The following is a 19,324-nucleotide window of genomic DNA, read 5'->3' on the forward strand; positions in this document are numbered from 1 at the left end:
TGCGAAATACACAATTGCGGTCCGTCATTAACTATCCAAACAGTGATCATTCAGTGTTTAATAATAAATCCAATCAAGCTGGCTAAAGAACTGTGGCTGTGTTAAAAATGAATCATACCAACCTGTCTTTGAGCGATTAGGATTTAACCATGGCATCTAAGAAATTTCTGCTCGTCTTCACACCGTATCTGCTGATTTATATCGGTTATATCCTTTATGAGCTCACCGTTGCTAATAATGCTGATGTTAAGGGGTGGTGGCCGCTGGCTTTACTGGTGACAGCCTTGTTCCATGGCATCGTGAGCAGGGTGTATTGTGCTATTGATCGTCGTCAGCCATCGTCTTATGGCTACACCGCGCTTTATGGCGTGCTGTTTACGCTGCCTTTTATCGGGCTGCTGTTGATGAATAAGCTATGGCAGCCGATTGATTGGTATGCCGTAAATACTGGGCAGGCTGAGCTGACCATGACCCAAGCCGTAGTCAACAGTATCTTTTATTTGCCGATTATGGCGGCTCTGATTTTATTGAGTCACTTTATTATCAGGCAGGTGGTGCGTGCCAAGGCTGATCGTTAAATCAAGTTGAAAAACCGACTGATTTATATCACCAGTCAAGCGGCTTCAATGTTAATAAGCTATCTAAAACACTTTAGCAGCGAACATCATCACACAGCGCTAACCATAGGAAACCTATCCCATCATGAGCTTGATACTGCGCAAAACCATCTGTCTTGGCCTAGTGTTTGCCTCAACTTACAGTTTTGGCTGTTTGCCATTATCAGCCGATAACACGTTACTGGCACGATTAGAGAGCATCGAATCGGCCAATCAAGTGCCGTCTTATACTTCGGATAAAACCGGCTATCTTCTTAATCTGTCACAGCCTAAATTTGTGTTTGGCTCGATGTGGGATAGGCTAACCAAAACAGCACCGCCGCAGCTTGAAGCGACGTTTCATCCAAACAATGTACAGCCGCCGCAGTTAGTCATCGCTCTAGCGGATACTTATAGTGACCCTAAGCCTGTGAAATATCGAGTTTATGCCATCGCTGCAGTGACTTGTGATAATGATGTGATTGAACTGGGTAAGCCGATATTGGCGCCGGACAATCCAGGTTGGAATCGACAGACTCAGCAATGTGGTGCGAGTGCGTCGGCGGGTATTTTGGATGGGTTTGTTGGTGAGAAAAGCCAAGCCGATTATTTGGCACAGTTACAGGCCAAATATCCGACTTGCGAGACGCTATACGCTGCATTTAGCAATGATCAGTCTGCTGAGGGCCGTTCTAATGATAGCCAAAAAGGGTTTTGGCACTGGCTTAAGCAGTTGTTTGGGTAGAGGCTTGAGAAAAGGTACAAGGTGCAACTTAGAGCAGTTACTTATTCCACAGGCTTCGGGTTAGTCTACCGGTTTGACTATAAATACCGACTTGATCGATAAAAGCTTCGTAATCCTGATTCTCTTCTACGATACGGTTCACTGAAAGCCAGTCAATATTAGTACGCTCTCGAGCAGGAATTAGAATTTGACTGTCAAATAAAGACTGCTGGTTTAATAATAAAACACCAACGCCATGTAGCCCCGATAGCATTTGTAGTTCAGCTTCTACCGATGAATCCAAATGAGCGGTTACCAAATAAGCGAAATTTGCCCAGCTAGAGTTTGATACAGCTTGGAAGAAACTTTTGCGTACATTGCTTTTATTTAATGTCTTTTTGACCTCAAATGACCACAGTCTGAAAAACGAGTCGTTACTACCTCGCACACAAGCACGAACCACATCGCTCCAACCTTTATCCAGTGTTTCTAAAGCGACGATATCTGGATGCAACCAATGGTTACCTCCTGAACCACGCGTGTTTTTGGACCGACGCTCATCAATTCTACGGCAATACAAACCAACATCTTCTGACAAATAAGAGATGAGCATCGGATATAAATCATGCTCTGTAAAAGAGGCGTCATTAGATGAGGTGTTATCTGCTACGTCCTCGTCATCACTATTGTCATCATCGTTCAGCAAGGTATTGTTTTGCAGTGTTTGCCAGTAGTATTTTCGAGGTCGTGGTTTGTCTTGAGTGGCAACATTAGGACACAAGCGTTTGGCAGCTTCAGTACGCTCACCGCCAATCTCTGCGGCAAGCTGTACGATAAGATCTTCTTCGGTTTTATAACGAGGGTTAAGTCTTTTTTCAGCTAAGTCTTGTGGGTAACGGTCTAGGAATAGTTCTGCCAGTTGTCTTGCTGTAAACATCTGGTCTGGATAATCGCGTAAAGTTTCTATTATCATCTGAACACGAGTGGTCATGTCATCTTCCTAGTATCTAATGTCGAATAAATAAGATTATAGCAGCCTAAAGCAAGCTTTTAACCCCTTTAGACTTATGACTTCATACAGGAGTGACATGACTTAAATAAACCCACAATCAAGACCGATGAGCCACAGGCGTTGATTCCTCAGAGCGCTCCCAAGCAGTCGTCGGCTCATAATCACGGCAACAGGCATTACAGCCGCCATGAGCACGGTATCCTTCAGTAATTTGTGCGGCTTCTTTGGGCGGTAATACTTTACCTTTACGCCACGCACCATGTAGATACAGCCCTGCACCCATAATAGCCGTCGCCATCATACCCGCTGGGAATGACAGCCAAAGCGCATCGGAACCAAGCTTAGAATAAAAGCCAAAAGCAAAGCCAAGACGCACCGGATACATAGAGATAATCATCACGATGAGTGGCCAAATCACATAGCCGTTAGCGCGCATGGCACCAAACAGAACCTGTGCGATGCCAAAGAATAAAAAGCCCCAGGTTGCCATCAGCTGAATATGAGTGGCAATGGGCAGCGCGGTACTGTCATCGCCTAGGAATAGACTTAAAACCGGCTTATCAAAAATGGTCATCAGTCCAATCAGAGACCCTGTCAGTACGATATTAAAGATAAGACCCCAACGTGTGATGCCGGATACTCTGTCCCACTGATTAGCGCCAATATTTTGAGCGACCATCGCACTTGCTGCCGCACTTAGCGCCATGGCTGGCATCTGCACATAAGTCCAAAGCTGCTGAGTGGCACTATAAGCCGCCGTCGTCTGCACGCCCTCACGGTTAATCAGCGACAGCATGGTCAATGCCGCTGAAGAGATGACAATCATTTGCAGCCCCATCGGTAATCCTTTTGAAAACATCGATTTAAGGATATCTCGGTTAGGGCGTAAAAAGCGTAAATCAGACCTATTGAGCGCCAATACAGAGCCGCGCAAATACAAGGTGGTAATCATACCGACCAGCGCGACGGTGTTGGCAGTCGCTGTGGCAAAGGCTGAGCCAAAGATACCCCACTCAGGGAAGGGGCCGATGCCCATAATGAGTAGGGGTGTCAAAATCAAATCGATAGCCACGGATAACGCGATGAACCACAGTGGTGTTGTTGAGTCACCCGTTCCCCGCAGCGCCATCATCAGTAACGTAAAGGTCAGCGTGATTGGCATGGCAATAAAAATCATCCGCAAGTAGGTCAATGCCAAGTCAAAAGCACTGCTTGGCGTGCCTAATATTTCTAGCAGTAACGGCCCAAGCAGCCAACCGGTCGCCGCTAATATCATGCTTATCGGAACGATACTACCAAGCGCTGTGCCCAGTGTTCGCTTGACCATCACAGTGTCTTTTTGGCCGATGGCTTGACCAATCAAAATGGTAGAGGCCATGCCAAAGCCAAACACGAACGAGATGAGGATAAACATTAAGATATTGCCATTGGTGGTGGCCGCAAGCGCTTCTTCACCCAAAAATCGGCCTACCCAGATGGCATTAATCGATCCATTTAACGACTGTAATACCGATGATCCAAGTGTTGGTAGAGCGAATAGCAGCATCGTTTTGGCAATCGATCCTGAGGTTAGGTCACGTTTTTTGTCCCTGGGTATTGTGTCACGCAATGCGAATCCTTTTATGTCATCTAACAGGTTTAAGGGGAGGTCGATTGAATAAAAAGCCAGTAAGCCAAAGGCCAGTTATATTATTAAGTAGAAAGCTTATGTGCTTACTTGGGCTAAATCTGACTATGGTAAGAAATAAGGCGCGTAACGTCATTATTAGAGCTGTAATGATATTTGTATGCGGGTTACAAAGTGGCTTAGAAACAGAGTGTGAGGTAGGTAAGCACGGTAGCTATTAAGACTAGACAATAAAGATAGAACAATAAAAAAGAGCCATCAATAACGATGGCTCTTTGCTGTTCGGACACACAGATTACATCTGCGGTGGCCACGGTCTATCCGCATCACTTTCAATCCATTCAGCAACATAGCCTGCTGGCGGTAAATCCCAATTTGGTCTGCCAATGGCATCCAATACTTGTTGAGTGTCAATCACACGACCGCCTTTGGTCACACCGGTACGCAGCAGTGCCGATGAACACGGCTTGCCCTTAACCCACATTGACTGTTCAACATAAATCCAGCGCTCATCAATCGCCGCAATACGGGTCTTAATAGTCACCAAATCAAAGGCTCGAATACGCTTACGGTATTGAATGGTGCTACCGGCAACGACCAATCCCCAACGCTTTTCCAGTAGCTTTTTGCCAAGCCCAGAGCGAATGGCAAAATCGGTACGGCCCAAGTCGTATAAGGTAAATACACGGCCGTTATTCATCTCAAGATAGTTATCGATGTCGGTTAAGCTGCAACGAAACTGCATCTCTGCGACATCATCTAAGTCAACCGTATCGCCCTGCTTGCGTGCTGCAATCGCTTTAACGATAGATTTTGTATAACGATAAAAGGGATACATAAGTAGATCTCAAAATTGAAATAGGACACTGATTATGCGCAAAAAAATCATCATTTCAAAGCATCAGGCGTGCCTAGTCCGTCATTAAAAGTGTCGGTTATTAAAATAATTTAGTCAGATCAGATCAGTATCAACCATCGATACCGACAGATTTAAAGTAAGCACTGACTGTTTCTGGTATCCAATTAATATCAAAACGTTTTTTGGTGACAGGGTCAGGCTTATGTTGATAACGCAAATAGCCAATGTGGCCGCCATGTGCTGTTTTTAACAGCGATACCTGATCGGAGACATCATTGGCAGTGGCAGTAAAGCCAATAAACGGATCATCATCTGCGCTAATTAGTAACAGCGGATGAGTAACATCAGCAAGGTAGGGCAGCGCGGATGAACGGCGATAATAGTCATTGTTCGAGCGGTAGCCGTGGCGTGGCGCGGTGAAGATGTGATCAAAGTCGCTGATACGGTCAACCGCTTTAATGGCGGCAATCTCTTCATCACTGATTTCGTTTTTTAGGGCTTTTTTGATAATAGGATTGAGCAGATACGGGGTGTATATCTTTTGTCCTAAAAAGCGGTGCATATTCATTGCCGCAGATGACATATCAACCGGCGCAGAGATGGAGACCGCAGCGTTACAAATGGCATCATCACCATATTCACCCATATATTTGGCCAGTGCATTACCGCCAAGCGAAACCCCAACGGCGTAGATGTTGGCGTAATGTTGTTGCAGCTGGGTGAGCATATGATGTACTTCACCAGTATCACCGGCGTTATAAAACACTCGACCACTGGCAGGAATACCACCACAGCTACGGAAGTGAGCGACCACAAAGTGCCAGCCTTGAGCGTGAATGTAGTGCGCTAAGGCACGCGCATAATGACTGTCGCTACTGCCTTCCATCCCATGAAATAGCACAATCAATGGGGTGGTGTCTTTATCACTGCCTGTGATTGAGGCTGGCGGGTGCGCATCATAGAAGTCATAGGCCACATCGCTTTCATCCAGTGAGTCACGGTATATTTCACGTCGATATGACGGCACTTCTGGTGCAAAAAACTTAGGCAGGATGGTTTGTAGGTGAGGGTTGGTTAACCAAAATGGAGGCTTAAACGTATGTGGTGGTTGAAATTGAGATGCTGCTTGTGTGGTCATAAATACTACCTTTTGTGTGAATAAAAAACAGCCCTGTTGTCAGCCGTTGGTCTGAGCCAGTGAGCTGATCCAATGCTTAACCAGTCGAGTCACTGATTGGGCAATGAATCGACTGGTTAACATTATTATGGGTGCTGTAGCCGTTGCTGTTGGTACTGCTGCTGTTGTTAATGCTGTTAAGGGTTCTATCATTGCACCTGCAACGCGGCTTATGCTTGAGGCTATTATTGACCTTGTAAGCGTTGGAAGAACTGTAGCGTGGTTTCGGGGAACCAGGAGGCGTCGAGTTTCTTATTTTTCCAACGGATAAAGCCAATATGGCCGCCATATTTGGGCTGATAAAGAGTGACCTGCTCTGAGATATCACCCGGCGACGGAATAACCCCGACAAAGGGATCATCCTGCGCATTAATAATTAATGTGGGCTTGGCGATGTTATGCAAGTAGGGCATGGCTGACGCTTTATGGTAATAGTCGTTTTCTGAGCGATAACCATAACGAGGCGCTGTAAACACGCGGTCAAACTCACCAATATTGCGACTGGCCTTAATGTGCTGTATCTCCTCTTCGGTTAACTGCTGCGCTAACGCTTTGGAGACAATAGGGTTTAACAAATAAGGGGTATAAATCTTACGCCCCAAGAAGTTCTCCATGGCGGTGGCCGCAGAGGACAAATCAAGCGGGGCTGACAGGATAGTAGCCGCATCACACACGGCCTGCTGTGCATACTCACCCATATATTTGGCCAAGGTGTTGCCGCCCAGCGAGATGCCAACGGCATAGATGGTCTCATAGTATTGCGACAGATGTTGCAGGGCGTGATGTGTCTCTATGGTGTCGCCGGCACTGTATAACAAGGGTCCTTTTGCATCGACACCGCCGCAGCTACGGGTGTGCGCAACCACAAAATGCCAGCCCTGTTGATGGACAAACTTCGATAAGGTGCGCGCGTAATGACTCTGACTGCTGCCTTCCATACCGTGAAACAATACGACCAAAGGTGTCGATGAACGCTGAGTAGAGGCCGGCAGTGTATCGGCTGCATTATTGATATTGGTGGCATCAATAAAGTCATAAGCTACTTCGCTCTCATCACGCGAGTCGAGTACCAAGTCACGGCGATAAGGCGGTGGCTCGGGCATGATGTATTTGGGCAAAATGGTTTGCAAATGCGGATTGCGCAGCCAAATGGGAGGATCAAACGCTGCGGGTATAAACGGAATCGGTGTCGGCATAGGCGTTGGTTAATCTGTGAGCTTGTTGTTATAGGACTGAGTTATGGGACTGAATTATAGGACTGATGTTATTAATATACTTTAAATCATGTGTTTAGTATTTTATACGCTTATAACGAGCCATGCAGATTTTTGAAGAATTTTAACGACGCCTCAGGCATCCAATTGGCATTAATCTTTTTGTTCTCCCAATGGATAAAGCCAATATGGCCGCCATGCTTAGATTCACACAGCAGCACATTGTCCGAAATATCTGCTTGGGTAGGAATAATACCCAAGAAAGGATCATCCAGCGCGCTAATAATCAGAGTAGGCTTTTTGATGGCAACCAGATGCGGCATGGCGGATGCTTGACGGTAATAGTCATTCTTGGAGCGATAACCATGGCGCGGCGCAGTGAATACTTGATCAAAGTCGCTCAAGCGACGACAGGCTTTAATACCAGCTAATTCTTCCTCTGACAGCGCATACTGTAAGGCTTTATTGACGATAGGGTTAAGCAAATAAGGGGTATATACTCGGCGCCCTAATAGCTTATCCATTGCCATCGACCATGACGCCAACTCAAGCGGTGCTGAGACGATACTGGCGGCATCACATAAGGCGTCATCGCCATATTCGCCGACATATTTTGCCAATACATTGCCGCCCAATGAGGTACCGACCGCATATACCGTTTCATAGCGTTTGGTTAAATATTCAAGTGAGTGGTGTAGCTCAAGCGTATCGCCGGCTTCATAAAACACATTGCCATTGACGCGCGTGCCGCCACAGCTGCGGAAGTGGGCGACCACATAATGCCAACCTTGGGCGTGAACGTAATGACCTAAAGTGCGGGCATAGTGGCTTTGGCTACTGCCTTCAAGGCCATGGAATAAGACTACCACCGGTCTTTTATAGCGTTTGCCTTCAGCAGGTGCCGGCTCAGAGGCGTCATAAAAATCATAGGCCACTTCACTTTCATTGAGTGAATCCAAAAGCAATGCCCGGCGATAAAGCGGAGCATCTGCCATAGTGAATTTGGGCAATATGGTTTGGATATGGGGGTTGGCAAGCCAAAACGGTGTTTTAAAAGGTTTGATATTAAAGTCAGCTAATGAGTTCAGCATGGGATAACAGGTCTCGTTTTTATAATAAAAATGACAAGCTGGATTGGCATTCATTATAAAGTGAATATTTTCAGTGTACAATTGATTACTGAAAATATTATTTGTCGAGACCAATAACCGCGCTCAATTAATTAATGTGGTAACTCTGACTCTGTGACGGCTTCGATAAACTGTACGATGGTTTCTGGTATCCAGTTGGTGTCGAGACGCTTGTGCTGCCAACGTATAAAACCAATATGACCGCCATGAGCCGGCTCGTATAACACCACACTGTCAGAAATATCGCCTAAAGTGGGCTTAATACCTAAGAAGGGATCGTCTTTTGCAGTAATAATTAAAGTCGGTTTACGGATCTTATGTAGATGCGGCAATGCTGAGGCTTGACGATAATAGTCATAAGGAGAGCGATAGCCGAGACGGGGCACTGTAAAGATTTCATCGAATTCAGCAATACGCTGGGTGGCTTCGATACGAGCCAATTCATTGAGATCAAGCTGTTGATCGAGCACCTTATGCAGCATCGGGTTTAATAAATAAGGGGTGTACAGTTTGCGACCAAAGAAGCTTTCCATCGCTGTGGTGGCCGACGCTAAATCAAGCGGTGCTGATATCACAGTGGCTGATTCACAAATGGCATCGACGCCATAATCACTCATATATTTGGCCAATAAGTTACCGCCTAAAGAGACACCAGCCGCATGAATGGTTTCATAGCGCTTGGCCAATAGCTGTAAGTTGTAATGGGTTTCTGTGCTGTCGCCGGCGTGATAGACCACATCATCACGCACTTCGACCCCGCCACAGCTGCGAAAGTGGGCAACCACAAAGTGCCAGCCGCGTGCTCTGACATAAGCGGCCATATTACGCGCATAATGGCTTTGACTGCTGCCTTCCATACCGTGAAATAAGACCAATAATGGCGTTTTGTAGCGGCTGCCATCTGCTGCATGTAGCTCATCTGTGTCTAAAAAGTCGTAGACGACGTCGCTTTTGTCTGCGGCATCTGGGACAAGTTCGCGTCGATAAGGTGGCTGCTGTTTGATGACTAATTTGGGCAATATGGTTTGGATGTGCGGATTATTTAACCACATCCGCGGGTCGAAAGGGGTAGGCTTAAAGTTTAAGTATGAGCGAGCGGTGCGGTGGGGATTTTAATGTTTTCAATGGGTATACTCATGGCGGGCATCTTAGTTATTATCTGATTCGTTATGGGTGAACGATGGATATGGGTTTATATTTATAATGAAAGCAGCAGGTGTTTGTACAAAGGTATCTGTATATGGTTGCTATTGACTGGGGTTTATTTTTAGCCAAAAAATGAATGAAGGTGTTGACAGCATAGCAGTTTTTGAAGCGTGGGCGTGTGGTGGCAGTGTACAAAAGCTTTAGGTGGCGCTGACTGTTTGTATATCGATTAATTATTGCTAGTATTCATCGTATAACCAATAACTAAAGTTGGTAAGTCTAACAACGGCAATTTAAATCCAATATAAACAACAAGGTGCAAATCAATGTCTATCAAACAATGGATTGTGTTAACTCCGTTATGCATCGCCGCAGCCGCCTGTCAGGCAACTAGTACTCAAAATAGCAATAGCGCAGCGGTATTCAATGAGCAAGACTATTCGCAATTGCTGCCTGTGTTGCAACAAGAAGCCAGTGAGGGCAGTGCCGATGCACAGTATAAGCTTGGGCTGATGTACAATCAGGATCAAGGCACGAAACAAGATGATGCCAAAGCCATTGAGTGGTTTAAAAAGTCAGCCGCCCAAAACGATGCGCGCGCAATACGAGCTGGGGCTTAAGTATGATAATGGTGAAGGCGTCGCCACTGATAAGAATCAAGCAATGGCTTGGTATCAGCAGTCCGCAAACCAAGGATATGCCAAAGCGCAGTATAACTTGGGCACCATGTACCGACTTGGGGAAGGGGTAGCAAAAGATGATGCAAAAGCCGCCTATTGATATCAAAAAGCAGCGGCTCAAGGCGTTGCGATAGCACAGCACAACCTTGGTTTTATGTATGAAAAAGGCTTTGGTGTGGAGCAAGATATATCCAAAGCAAAGCAGTGGTATAAACAGGCCTGCGATCAAGGCACAGCGGTTAGCTGCCGGGTGTATCGTGCTTTATCTGATGCCGGACGTTAACCTTGTACGCTTGTTTTAAGATTAAACCCAAAGCTCACATTAAAACCAACACCAATAATTGAGTTAACCAATAATCTAATCTTAAGCTAACGACAGCCGGTTCTGGCCGTGGTTAGCTTAGAAATACTAGTTTAATAGTCATTAGTTTGATAGTTGTTAGCTTAGGTCAATCATTCTCATCAAGCACTCGGCCATCCATACCTAATCGTTCTTTTAACGTCTCCACATCCGCCTGCGGCAAGGTCACATTTAGGGTAACCAGCTTGCTATAACCGACCTCATCGATGCTGCCACCCATAGCTTCTACCACATAACGCACTTGCGATTCATTGGCAAAGTCGGCCTCAATTGCCACTTGTGTCATTGGCACATAATCGGTGAGCGTCATTTGATCGACCGCTGCTTGGGCAGAGCCGGCGTAAGCACGAGTCAGACCGCCCGCACCAAGTTTGATACCGCCAAAATAGCGCACCACAATCACAATCACGTTACCGATGCTTTTGTGCTGGAGCACATTTAAGATAGGGCGACCGGCCGTACCTCCGGGCTCACCGTCATCATCGAAGCCGGCACTGGTAGTATTATCCGGATCACCAATGATATACGCCCAGCAGTGGTGGCGAGCATCGGGGTACTTTTCACGCAGTTGTTCCACGTGGAACATGGCTTGTTCACGGCTGTGTACGGGGTACGCATAAGTGATAAATTCTGACTTTTTTATTCCAAGTCTGGCAGTTACCGGTTTGGCTAAAGTTTGATAGGTCATAAGTTTTTCTATTTTTAAGGGTGTCGTTATCAATAACGGTCTATCAATTGTCACTGGTGAGCGGTTTATTCTGAGTGTTTAACAAAGCGGTTTAACAAATTACTTAAACGCGGTTTAAAAAGTCATTCATCTTGATAACAGCGGGTGTGTTAAACTGTGGGTCATCATAGTTATAGAACAGCTATAGAATAATTATAGAACCAAGGATACCATAAATGCGTTTAGACAAATTTATTAGCAAGGCAACTGAGCTATCACGCAAAGAAGCCAAAAAAGTACTACACGCCAGTGAAATTACGGTCAACGACAAGGTCGTTAAAGACGGCAGCCTTCACGTTGATGTACTCAATGACGAAGTAATGTGGGCCGGCGAGCCATTATCGGTTGCTGCCGGTAGTCGCTATCTTTTATTGTACAAGCCAGAAGGTTTTGAGTGCACGCTTAAGCCAAAAGAATACCCTATCGTTACTGAGCTGATTGCAGTGCCTGAGCTCGACAGCTTGCGTATTGCAGGCCGACTCGATGTGGATACCACCGGCGCACTGATCTTAAGTGATGATGGCCGCTGGTTGCACCGTGTGACTAGTCCAAAACATCTACACGAAAAGGTGTATGAGCTGACTTTGGCCGATCCAATGAGCGAAGAAGAGCAAGCTCATGCGGTCAAAAAAGTCGGCCAAGGCATCTTATTAGACGGTGATTTTGAGCCGACCAAGCCGGCAACGTTAGAGTTCATCGATGACACTCATGCGCGTTTGATTTTGACCGAAGGCAAATACCATCAAGTAAAACGCATGATGGGTTACTTTGGTAACAAGGTCACTGAGCTACATCGTGCCAGTATTGGCGGCATTACGTTAGAGGGATTAGAAAAGGGCGAAAGCCGCTTTTTAACCGAAGAAGAAGTCGCTAGCTTCTAACGTTTTTGGCGTTAAGCTGAACCCCTAAAAAATGGATGCTATTGGCGTCCATTTTTTTGTGTCAAATGTGCTGATAACTGTGCAATATGCTCGGTCCCGATGCCGCAGCAGCCTCCGATAATGGTTGCTCCTGCTTGCTGCCATTGTTTTGCCCAGCTGAGATAGTTTTCTGGCGTGGTGTCTTGACGCAGGTTTTGCAGCGCACTGTTGGCCTGTGCTTTAGACTGCTTTGGCGCAAAGGCATTAGCATAAACGCCGAGCTCAATATGACGGCTGGATGAATGAATTAATAATCTGGCAGTTTCCAACGCACGCATCATCACTTCAGGTTGGCTACAGTTAAACAAAATAGCATCGACGCCCAGCTCTAGCATCACCATAATCGCTTCAGTCAGGGATTCGCCAGAGCGTAATTTGGGAGCGTCCGCAGTCAGAACATCCTCACTTTCAGTATCGGTCACCGCATCCAGATGGCTGTCTTCTAAGGTAAAGGCTATCCAAAAAGGTTTAGATTTTGATTTAGATGCTGTTCTGGATTCTGAAATTGGGTCTGGGTCTGAGTTTTCAGTGGTCGCAGCAGCAGGGTGTGTATTAGCAAACTGGGTCACAAATTTGTGCCAATATACCGCTTCTTTGACACTACTGACTGTTTCAGCCAACCAAATATCAGCCACTGCTTGTTGATGAATAATAAGCGGCTTGGCAATAGATTCTGCTAATTGTTCATCAAATAAATCAGGACGATATGAACCAAATAGGGGCGGTAAGCAGCCAGCAATGCGAACCTCAGGCGCTGTTTTGTTTTGCTGTTCAGCTTGTTTTTTTGCTTCTGAGACAGCGGCTATCGCCATGTCACTGGCTGTGTTAATCAAAGTTTCGGCTTGATTATAGAAGCGATCACCTAAGTGAAATGGCGTAACTGCATAGCTATTGACGGTAATCACTTGCGCGCCGGCATCAATAAAATCAAGATGGGCGGCAGCCACTGTTTCAGGCGCTTCTATTAGGGCAATGCCGACCATTCTGGCTGACGAAACGGGGCGCCTCGTTGCTCAAGTTCACGGCCCATACCACCGTCTAATAGTGTCATAGCACTGGATGCAGGCTGGTGTACCGAAAGGCTGTTTTGAGAATGAGTCATAGTCTAACCGTCCTGTAATCGCTTGGCCTTTAATAAGTCTGGTCTTTAATAAATAGTCAGCTCCGAAAGTCGGGAGTGATACAGTCAATAGCATATCAAATTTGCAACCTGTCATGGCTTCTATATAATAGCCAGAATATTATATAAAAAATTAATACATTAAAAAGCATAATAAGGTGCCGTATGTCCAACCTCAATAGCAACCACAACCATAGCCACAATCAATCAAACCTAACCACTGGTTTGAAAAAATCAGTGATACAGTTAATGAGGCTAGGGGTATTGGCACCAATGCTATTAGCAACTCCGGCATTGGCCGATCTGGATGCCTTCAATGACGCTTATGATAAGTTGGTCCTGTCTAGTGGCACTGCTACTGTGGGGCAGTTGCCACCGCCGTCTACTGCGCAGAAGCAGAAGATTCAACAGGTGTTAATCGGAGCTGGTATGGCAGCACCTATTGCAGACATTGTGCCCTCTAAGCTGCCATCCATGTATCAGGTCACGCTCGCTGCTCAAGGCGGTCAACCTCAGCCACCGCTGCATATTAGCGCAGATGGACAGTATATCCTGCAAGGGGTGTTACAAGATAATCCGAGCCCAAAACAATCTACGCCACCAACGGCAAAGCCAAGTCAAATGCTCAGTGGTATGCCGGTGAGTGCATCGCTGCGTGAGTCACTGTTAGCCAATAGCAGTCAGTTAAAGAACATCACGTCGGATGCGTCCTTTTATCATACTGCCGTGCCAGGCGTGATTTGGGGTATTACGGTGGAGGGGATGCCGTTTTTGACCAATATGGATGCCAGCGTGTTTACCAATGCTGAGATATCAGTCATCAAAAATGGTCAATTTTCTGGATTGGACAGTCAATTTGAGCAGCGCAAAAATCAATACATTTTATCCAAGCTCAATGAAGATGACTTGGTGGTGTATCCAGCTACTGGAGCAGAAAAAGCGGTGATTTATGTGGCAACCGACATCAATTGCCCTTATTGCCGCATTATGCACAATGACATGCAGCAGCTCAATAATAAGGGCATTACGGTCAAGGTGATTGGTTTTCCGGTTTATGATGAGTCACAAATACCGATGCGCCAGATTTGGTGTGAAACCGATAAGGCGGCTCGCCGTCAGGCATTAGACACTGCCATGCAAGGTGAGGAAGTAAACCTGTCTTGCAATGGCTTTAACGACATAAACGACAGTCCTTTGGTTGCCAGTCAGCAGTTGGCCGCGGGTTTGGTGGTTGATGCCACACCAGCCATTTATCGTGAAGACGGTGTGCCATTCCAAGCGCCTTACAGTGATCCTAACTTCTTCCCATTCTTGGGCATAAACTAAGCATTTAAGATTACGTTAAATTAACAATAGTTTGACTAACGAACAAGAGCAAGAACCAAGCTCAGACTGAGCTTGGTTCAATTTTAGCTTGGTGTCATTAAGGCAGCACCACGTTCACTATTTTCCAATCTACCCAGCCTTGGCGCTGCATCTCAAGGGTCAACGGATAGCCTTTTACTTGTCCTGAAATGGTGAAACAGTTGATACCACAGTAGTTGAGGCTTGGCTTAGCGCTGTCCTCTCCTGATTGAACATGCTGTTCTAACTCAGCAGATTGTTCGGTCATAATTTGCTGTACCTGGTTCTTAACCACCGCGTCGATATCACCACGTTGCGCAATAATATCTTGAATTAAATGCTGTAAATTAACCTTATTAGTGGCAATCGCCCAGGCTGCTGCCAGCTCTTTAGTGGCGGTATTGGCTTGTCCTTGGGTAGCGATTAGGCTGCTAATATTGTCCGCAGTCAATGCTTGAGACACGGCATTATTAATAAACTCATCTGCTGCTTGCGCTAGTGGCTCACCACCCAGCTGTGCGACCAACGGATATTGTCCTAAAGTCACCTCAAATCGGCTATCCAACTGTTGTTTAATATTGGGCTGTAATTGCTCAAAGTCGATGTAAGTCACCAGAGTATCACCGTCATTGGCGTCATAAGCGTTTTTTAGCTGATATGCCGTATAGTAAGGCGAGGCGGCGTAGTAGCCAATAATAGCTAAAACAATAATCACTATTAAGGTGGTTAATTTTTTCATTTTTCCTCATCTGCTAGAGAAGTCATACTGTTTGGGTTGATTTTAAGCCAATATTTTACGCTTGAAACCATTCGCTTTAACCATAATTTAGATAAAATTTGTATACCAAGGGGTAGATTTTAGCACGAGTGCTTGATAAATGAGGTGTTTGCCACCATTAATGGGCAAAGTATTGATTATTTTTTGATTTATTTAGCCTTAAATTATTTAATTATTTTATTTAACATTATGATGTCGCCCTGTGACCCTCTTTGAGGTGCTGCGGTGTACATTTTATGTCCAAACTAGTGTTTCACGTGAAACAGTTGGACAGACGGATAGGAGCCTCCATGAGCAAGAGAGATTTTTACGAAATTTTAGGTGTCGACAAAAATGCAGACGAGCGCGAAATCAAAAGAGCGTATCGTAAGCTGGCGATGAAATACCATCCCGACCGTAATTCAGATGACCCAGAAGCAGAAGAAAAATTTAAAGAAGCCTCTATGGCTTATGAGGTATTGAGTGATAGTGACAAGCGCGCTGCTTATGACCGCATGGGACACGCTGCTTTCGAAAATGGCATGGGCGGTGGTGGTTTTGGCGGTGCTGGCGCTGGCAACTTCCAAGACATCTTTGGCGATATCTTCGGTAACTTTGGTGATATCTTTGGCCAATCACGCGGTGGCGGTCGTCAACGTCGTGGATCAGACTTACGCTACGTCATAGAGCTGACCTTAGAAGAAGCGGTACGCGGCTGCAAAAAAGAAATCAGCTTTACCGCACCAGCTCCTTGTGAAACCTGTGATGGTAAAGGCGCAAAAGACGCTTCAGATGTGGTCACTTGTAGCACTTGTGGCGGTCATGGCCAGGTACGTATGCAGCAAGGATTCTTTGCTGTACAGCAAACTTGTCCAGACTGTCATGGCTCAGGTAAGCAGATTAAAAACCCATGTCCAGACTGTCACGGCTCAGGTGTGAAAGACAAGTCACGCACACTAGAAGTGTCAATCCCAGCCGGTGTTGATGATGGGGATAGAGTGCGTCTGGCTGGTGAAGGGGAAGCTGGCGGTGCAGGGGTACAAAGCGGCGACTTATATGTCGAAGTACGCGTTAAAGAACACCCTGTATTTAAGCGCCAAGGTGCTGATTTATATATGGATGTACCAGTTAGCATCACTGATGCAGCCTTGGGTAAAGAGGTTGAAATTCCAACCTTAGATGGCAAAGTGAAGATCAAAGTGGCTGAAGGCACTCAAAGCGGCAAATTGCTACGTGTGCGTGGCAAAGGCGTGACTCCAGTGCGTACCACCATGAAAGGTGATTTAATCTGTCGCATCATGGTGGAAACGCCAGTGAACCTGACACGTGAGCAAAAAGATTTGCTACGTCAGTTCCAAGACACGTTAGATGGTGACATCAAACATCATCAATCACCTAAGAAAAAATCATTCTTTGAAAAACTAGGTGATTTATTTGACTAGTAATTGTTATTAAAATAACACTCAGTCGATAGCAATACAGTAAGCCCATAGGTCAGTGATATACCTATGGGCTTTTTTATGACTTAATCATTTGATGGCTTATTAATTTAAAAATAGGTTGTGATAACCGCTTAGCAGCTTCAAATTTAGGATGATGACGAATCGTGCTATTATTGCTTTTATTCAAAATAACAGCACTCAATAACATCGTTTAAAAACACCACTAACAACAATCACTATCATTCAATCTTAAGGAATATCCTCATGACACACTCTGATTCAGCGACCATCAACGTTGGTATTATTGGAGCAGGCGGCCGTATGGGACGCATGTTGATCGAAGCGGTTGATCACAACCCGCGTACTACTTTGACAGCAGCGATTGAGCGTAGTGGCTCTAGCTTGATTGGTGTTGATGCTGGAGAGCTGATTGGTCTTGGCAAAAATGGGGTCGCACTGAGCGATGACTTAGAGGCGCAGCTTAGAAACACAGATGTGTTGATTGACTTTAGCTTACCTGACTCTACTGAAAAAAATGTGCAATTGTGTGCTCAGCATAAAGTGGCCATGGTCATTGGTACTACTGGCTTATCCGAGGCCCAAGAGCAGGCATTGAATGATGCCAGTAAGCAAGTGCCTATCGTTTATGCTGGCAACTACTCAACCGGAGTCAATGTGTCATTAAAGCTGATTGAAATGGCCGCCAAAGCCTTTGGTGATACCGCAGATATTGAAGTGGTAGAGTCGCATCATAAGCACAAAGTAGATGCGCCTTCTGGTACCGCCTTTATGATGGCCAATGCCGCCGCCACTGCTCGTGGTCAGGACTTAAAGCAAGTGGCTATCTATGGTCGTGAAGGTCATACCGGTGAGCGTAAGCCTGGCAGCATTGGTATTCATGCCATTCGTGGCGGTGAGATTATCGGTGATCACAGTGTGATGTTGATTGCCGATGGTGAAATGGTTGAAATCAAACACCATGCCCGTGAGCGTATGACTTTCGCAGCCGGTGCGGTACGTGCCGCTGTATGGGCGGTTGAGCAATCTGCCGCACGTTATGACATGCAAGATGTGTTGGGCTTAAAGTAAGGGTGTCAATACATTGACTCTATAGCCATCAATGTCTATAGCAATCAATGACAGTGAGTCGCAGAGAAAGGAGGCTCTGTATCGTCGCGATAGCCAACGGATAATATGAAAAAGGAATTTCGATGACAGCAATCTATGGCATCATATTACTGATAGTGCCGATAATACTGATTGCGCTGGCACAGCGTTTTTATTGGTTAGATAAGATCGGTGTGGTGATATTGGCTTTTGTCAGTGGTCTGCTGTTTTCTGTGGGTTATCAACCGACAGATGCCTCGCTATCTACTGAGCTATTGGCGGTGAAAACTCAAGTGTCTGAAGTGGCCATCGCCGTTGCCATTCCGTTATTGCTATTTTCGATCAATATACCGGCATCGATTAGACTGGCAGGCAGTGCGGTGAAAGCCATGCTGTTGGCTTGTCTGGGGATGTGTCTGGCAACACTGGTGACCTCGTTAATGTTTCAACAGCAGGTAACCCACATCTGGCAAGCGGCAGGAATGATGGTCGGTGCTTATACTGGTGGCGGTCAAAACATCGGTGCAGTGAAGGCAGCCATCAATGCCGATCCGAGCTTGTTTGTTGATATGCTGACTTACGACATCATTATCTCGGCGCTGTATTTACTGTCAGCGATGACCATTTTAAAGCCGATAGCGAGCAAGTTTCTAACCCCGTTTGTAGAGGCTGATAAGCCAAAACAGGGTTTAACAACGCAGAAGCAGTCCCACTCTCAACAATTAAATGCTGAGTATACTGACACAAGCGCCGATGATTTTGACCATCTAACCGAGGATGGCGCTTCGATGTTTACCGCACTGACCCATCGATCGACCTTGGCCAAGCTTATTGTCGCTTTACTATTAGCTGCTGCTTGTATTGGTCTGTCACTGGCAGTATCTGAGTTATTCACCAGTCCCATGCAGTCGGCTATCACTATTATCTGCTTAACCACGCTTGGCGCAGCGTTGTCATTTATTCCAAGTATTCGCAAGCTAACCTTAAGTTATCCACTGGGCATGTTTTTTATTATCGTATTCTGCTTTGCTTCTGGCAGCATGGCGGATTTGTCAGTGGTGACTGAGATTAAGTGGGGTTTATTTGGTTATATCAGTAGCAGCTTACTGTTGGCGATTGTCTTGCATGGCCTGCTGTGCAAGCTGTTCAAAGTAGATGCAGATACCTTTGTGATTACCGGCTCGGCGGCGATCATGTCAGTGCCTTTTATTCCTATGATTGCCAGTAGTATCAATAACAAAGCATTGCTATTCCCTGGCATTGCGGCAGGTGTGATGGGATATGTCTTGGGTAATTATTTAGGCATTGCGATGGCGTATCTGGTGTTAGGCATGTTGTAGATAGATCAAGACTTAAGATGCTCAATATACGCGTATAAAAA

Annotated in this window: 21 protein-coding genes; 10 read left to right on the plus strand and 11 right to left on the minus strand. The window is 45.8% G+C overall.

The window, feature by feature from the left end; all coding sequences use genetic code 11:
• Positions 1-149 precede the first annotated feature (149 nt).
• Both A6J60_RS07890 and A6J60_RS07895 read left to right on the plus strand, forming a co-directional pair.
• A complete protein-coding gene (locus A6J60_RS07890; protein WP_096065498.1) occupies positions 150-578 on the plus strand; it encodes a hypothetical protein in 429 nt (142 codons plus the stop codon).
• Between the two features lie 124 nt (positions 579-702).
• Positions 703-1,341, plus strand: a complete 639-nt coding sequence (locus A6J60_RS07895) for a hypothetical protein (RefSeq protein ID WP_096065499.1) — start codon at positions 703-705, stop codon at positions 1,339-1,341.
• A 37-nt stretch (positions 1,342-1,378) separates the two neighbouring features.
• Here the strand turns inward: A6J60_RS07895 and A6J60_RS07900 are convergent, their stop codons facing one another.
• The 7 genes from A6J60_RS07900 to A6J60_RS07930 form a co-directional block, all read right to left on the minus strand.
• Entirely contained in the window at positions 1,379-2,311 is a 933-nt protein-coding gene (locus tag A6J60_RS07900) for a COG2958 family protein (RefSeq protein WP_096065500.1), read from the minus strand.
• 118 nt (positions 2,312-2,429) lie between these two features.
• Positions 2,430-3,941: an MATE family efflux transporter gene (locus tag A6J60_RS07905; protein WP_227526097.1), complete on the minus strand. Its 1,512-nt coding sequence runs from the start codon at positions 3,939-3,941 to the stop codon at positions 2,430-2,432.
• 313 nt (positions 3,942-4,254) lie between these two features.
• On the minus strand, positions 4,255-4,797 hold the full coding sequence (locus A6J60_RS07910; RefSeq protein WP_096065501.1) for an acyl-CoA thioesterase: 543 nt from the start codon (positions 4,795-4,797) through the stop codon (positions 4,255-4,257).
• 130 nt (positions 4,798-4,927) lie between these two features.
• Positions 4,928-5,956, minus strand: a complete 1,029-nt coding sequence (locus A6J60_RS07915) for a YheT family hydrolase (protein WP_096065502.1) — start codon at positions 5,954-5,956, stop codon at positions 4,928-4,930.
• Between the two features lie 224 nt (positions 5,957-6,180).
• Positions 6,181-7,191: a YheT family hydrolase gene (locus tag A6J60_RS07920; RefSeq protein WP_096065503.1), complete on the minus strand. Its 1,011-nt coding sequence runs from the start codon at positions 7,189-7,191 to the stop codon at positions 6,181-6,183.
• Positions 7,192-7,301: 110 nt separating this feature from the next.
• Entirely contained in the window at positions 7,302-8,300 is a 999-nt protein-coding gene (locus tag A6J60_RS07925) for a YheT family hydrolase (protein ID WP_096065504.1), read from the minus strand.
• 131 nt (positions 8,301-8,431) lie between these two features.
• Positions 8,432-9,391, minus strand: a complete 960-nt coding sequence (locus A6J60_RS07930; RefSeq protein WP_096065505.1) for a YheT family hydrolase — start codon at positions 9,389-9,391, stop codon at positions 8,432-8,434.
• Between the two features lie 420 nt (positions 9,392-9,811).
• Here A6J60_RS07930 and A6J60_RS07935 point away from each other — a divergent pair, with 420 nt between their 5' ends.
• The 3 genes from A6J60_RS07935 to A6J60_RS13645 are packed head-to-tail and all read left to right on the plus strand — an operon-like array spanning position 9,812 to position 10,448.
• Positions 9,812-10,105: an SEL1-like repeat protein gene (locus tag A6J60_RS07935; RefSeq protein ID WP_096065506.1), complete on the plus strand. Its 294-nt coding sequence runs from the start codon at positions 9,812-9,814 to the stop codon at positions 10,103-10,105.
• Positions 10,077-10,265 (plus strand): tetratricopeptide repeat protein, encoded by a 189-nt coding sequence (locus A6J60_RS13640; RefSeq protein ID WP_193778040.1) that lies wholly within the window; start codon positions 10,077-10,079, stop codon positions 10,263-10,265. The genes A6J60_RS07935 and A6J60_RS13640 overlap by 29 nt, the downstream gene beginning before the upstream one ends.
• 30 nt (positions 10,266-10,295) lie before the next feature.
• Positions 10,296-10,448: an SEL1-like repeat protein gene (locus tag A6J60_RS13645; protein ID WP_102993966.1), complete on the plus strand. Its 153-nt coding sequence runs from the start codon at positions 10,296-10,298 to the stop codon at positions 10,446-10,448.
• A gap of 166 nt (positions 10,449-10,614) precedes the next feature.
• On the opposite strand, the gene A6J60_RS07950 is transcribed toward A6J60_RS13645, so the two are convergent.
• Positions 10,615-11,214 (minus strand): YigZ family protein, encoded by a 600-nt coding sequence (locus A6J60_RS07950; RefSeq protein ID WP_096065509.1) that lies wholly within the window; start codon positions 11,212-11,214, stop codon positions 10,615-10,617.
• 215 nt (positions 11,215-11,429) lie between these two features.
• Here A6J60_RS07950 and A6J60_RS07955 point away from each other — a divergent pair, with 215 nt between their 5' ends.
• Entirely contained in the window at positions 11,430-12,134 is a 705-nt protein-coding gene (locus tag A6J60_RS07955; RefSeq protein WP_096065510.1) for a pseudouridine synthase, read from the plus strand.
• A 38-nt stretch (positions 12,135-12,172) separates the two neighbouring features.
• On the opposite strand, the gene A6J60_RS07960 is transcribed toward A6J60_RS07955, so the two are convergent.
• Together A6J60_RS07960 and A6J60_RS13735 are read right to left on the minus strand one after the other, a co-directional pair.
• On the minus strand, positions 12,173-13,156 hold the full coding sequence (locus A6J60_RS07960; RefSeq protein ID WP_413772362.1) for a homocysteine S-methyltransferase family protein: 984 nt from the start codon (positions 13,154-13,156) through the stop codon (positions 12,173-12,175).
• Entirely contained in the window at positions 13,138-13,275 is a 138-nt protein-coding gene (locus tag A6J60_RS13735; protein ID WP_413772363.1) for a hypothetical protein, read from the minus strand. Before A6J60_RS13735 ends, A6J60_RS07960 begins: the two co-directional genes overlap by 19 nt.
• Positions 13,276-13,458: 183 nt before the next feature.
• Here A6J60_RS13735 and A6J60_RS07965 point away from each other — a divergent pair, with 183 nt between their 5' ends.
• The gene (locus tag A6J60_RS07965; RefSeq protein WP_227526098.1) at positions 13,459-14,619 is read left to right on the plus strand and encodes a thioredoxin fold domain-containing protein; all 1,161 of its coding nucleotides are present in this window, start codon (positions 13,459-13,461) and stop codon (positions 14,617-14,619) included.
• A 97-nt stretch (positions 14,620-14,716) separates the two neighbouring features.
• Here the strand turns inward: A6J60_RS07965 and A6J60_RS07970 are convergent, their stop codons facing one another.
• Positions 14,717-15,376, minus strand: coding sequence for a DUF2939 domain-containing protein (locus A6J60_RS07970; protein ID WP_096065512.1), 660 nt, complete (start codon positions 15,374-15,376; stop codon positions 14,717-14,719).
• Positions 15,377-15,705: 329 nt separating this feature from the next.
• On the opposite strand from A6J60_RS07970, the gene dnaJ reads away from it, so the two are divergent.
• The 3 genes from dnaJ to A6J60_RS07985 all read left to right on the plus strand — a co-directional run bounded on the left by dnaJ (position 15,706) and on the right by A6J60_RS07985 (position 19,283).
• On the plus strand, positions 15,706-16,836 hold the full coding sequence (gene dnaJ / locus A6J60_RS07975) for a molecular chaperone DnaJ (protein WP_096065513.1): 1,131 nt from the start codon (positions 15,706-15,708) through the stop codon (positions 16,834-16,836).
• A gap of 264 nt (positions 16,837-17,100) precedes the next feature.
• A complete protein-coding gene (dapB, locus tag A6J60_RS07980; protein WP_096065514.1) occupies positions 17,101-17,925 on the plus strand; it encodes a 4-hydroxy-tetrahydrodipicolinate reductase in 825 nt (274 codons plus the stop codon).
• A gap of 122 nt (positions 17,926-18,047) precedes the next feature.
• A complete protein-coding gene (locus tag A6J60_RS07985; RefSeq protein WP_096065515.1) occupies positions 18,048-19,283 on the plus strand; it encodes a DUF819 family protein in 1,236 nt (411 codons plus the stop codon).
• Positions 19,284-19,324: the final 41 nt, after the last annotated feature.

It is taken from the genome of Psychrobacter sp. FDAARGOS_221 (genome assembly GCF_002313155.2).
GTDB lineage: Bacteria > Pseudomonadota > Gammaproteobacteria > Pseudomonadales > Moraxellaceae > Psychrobacter.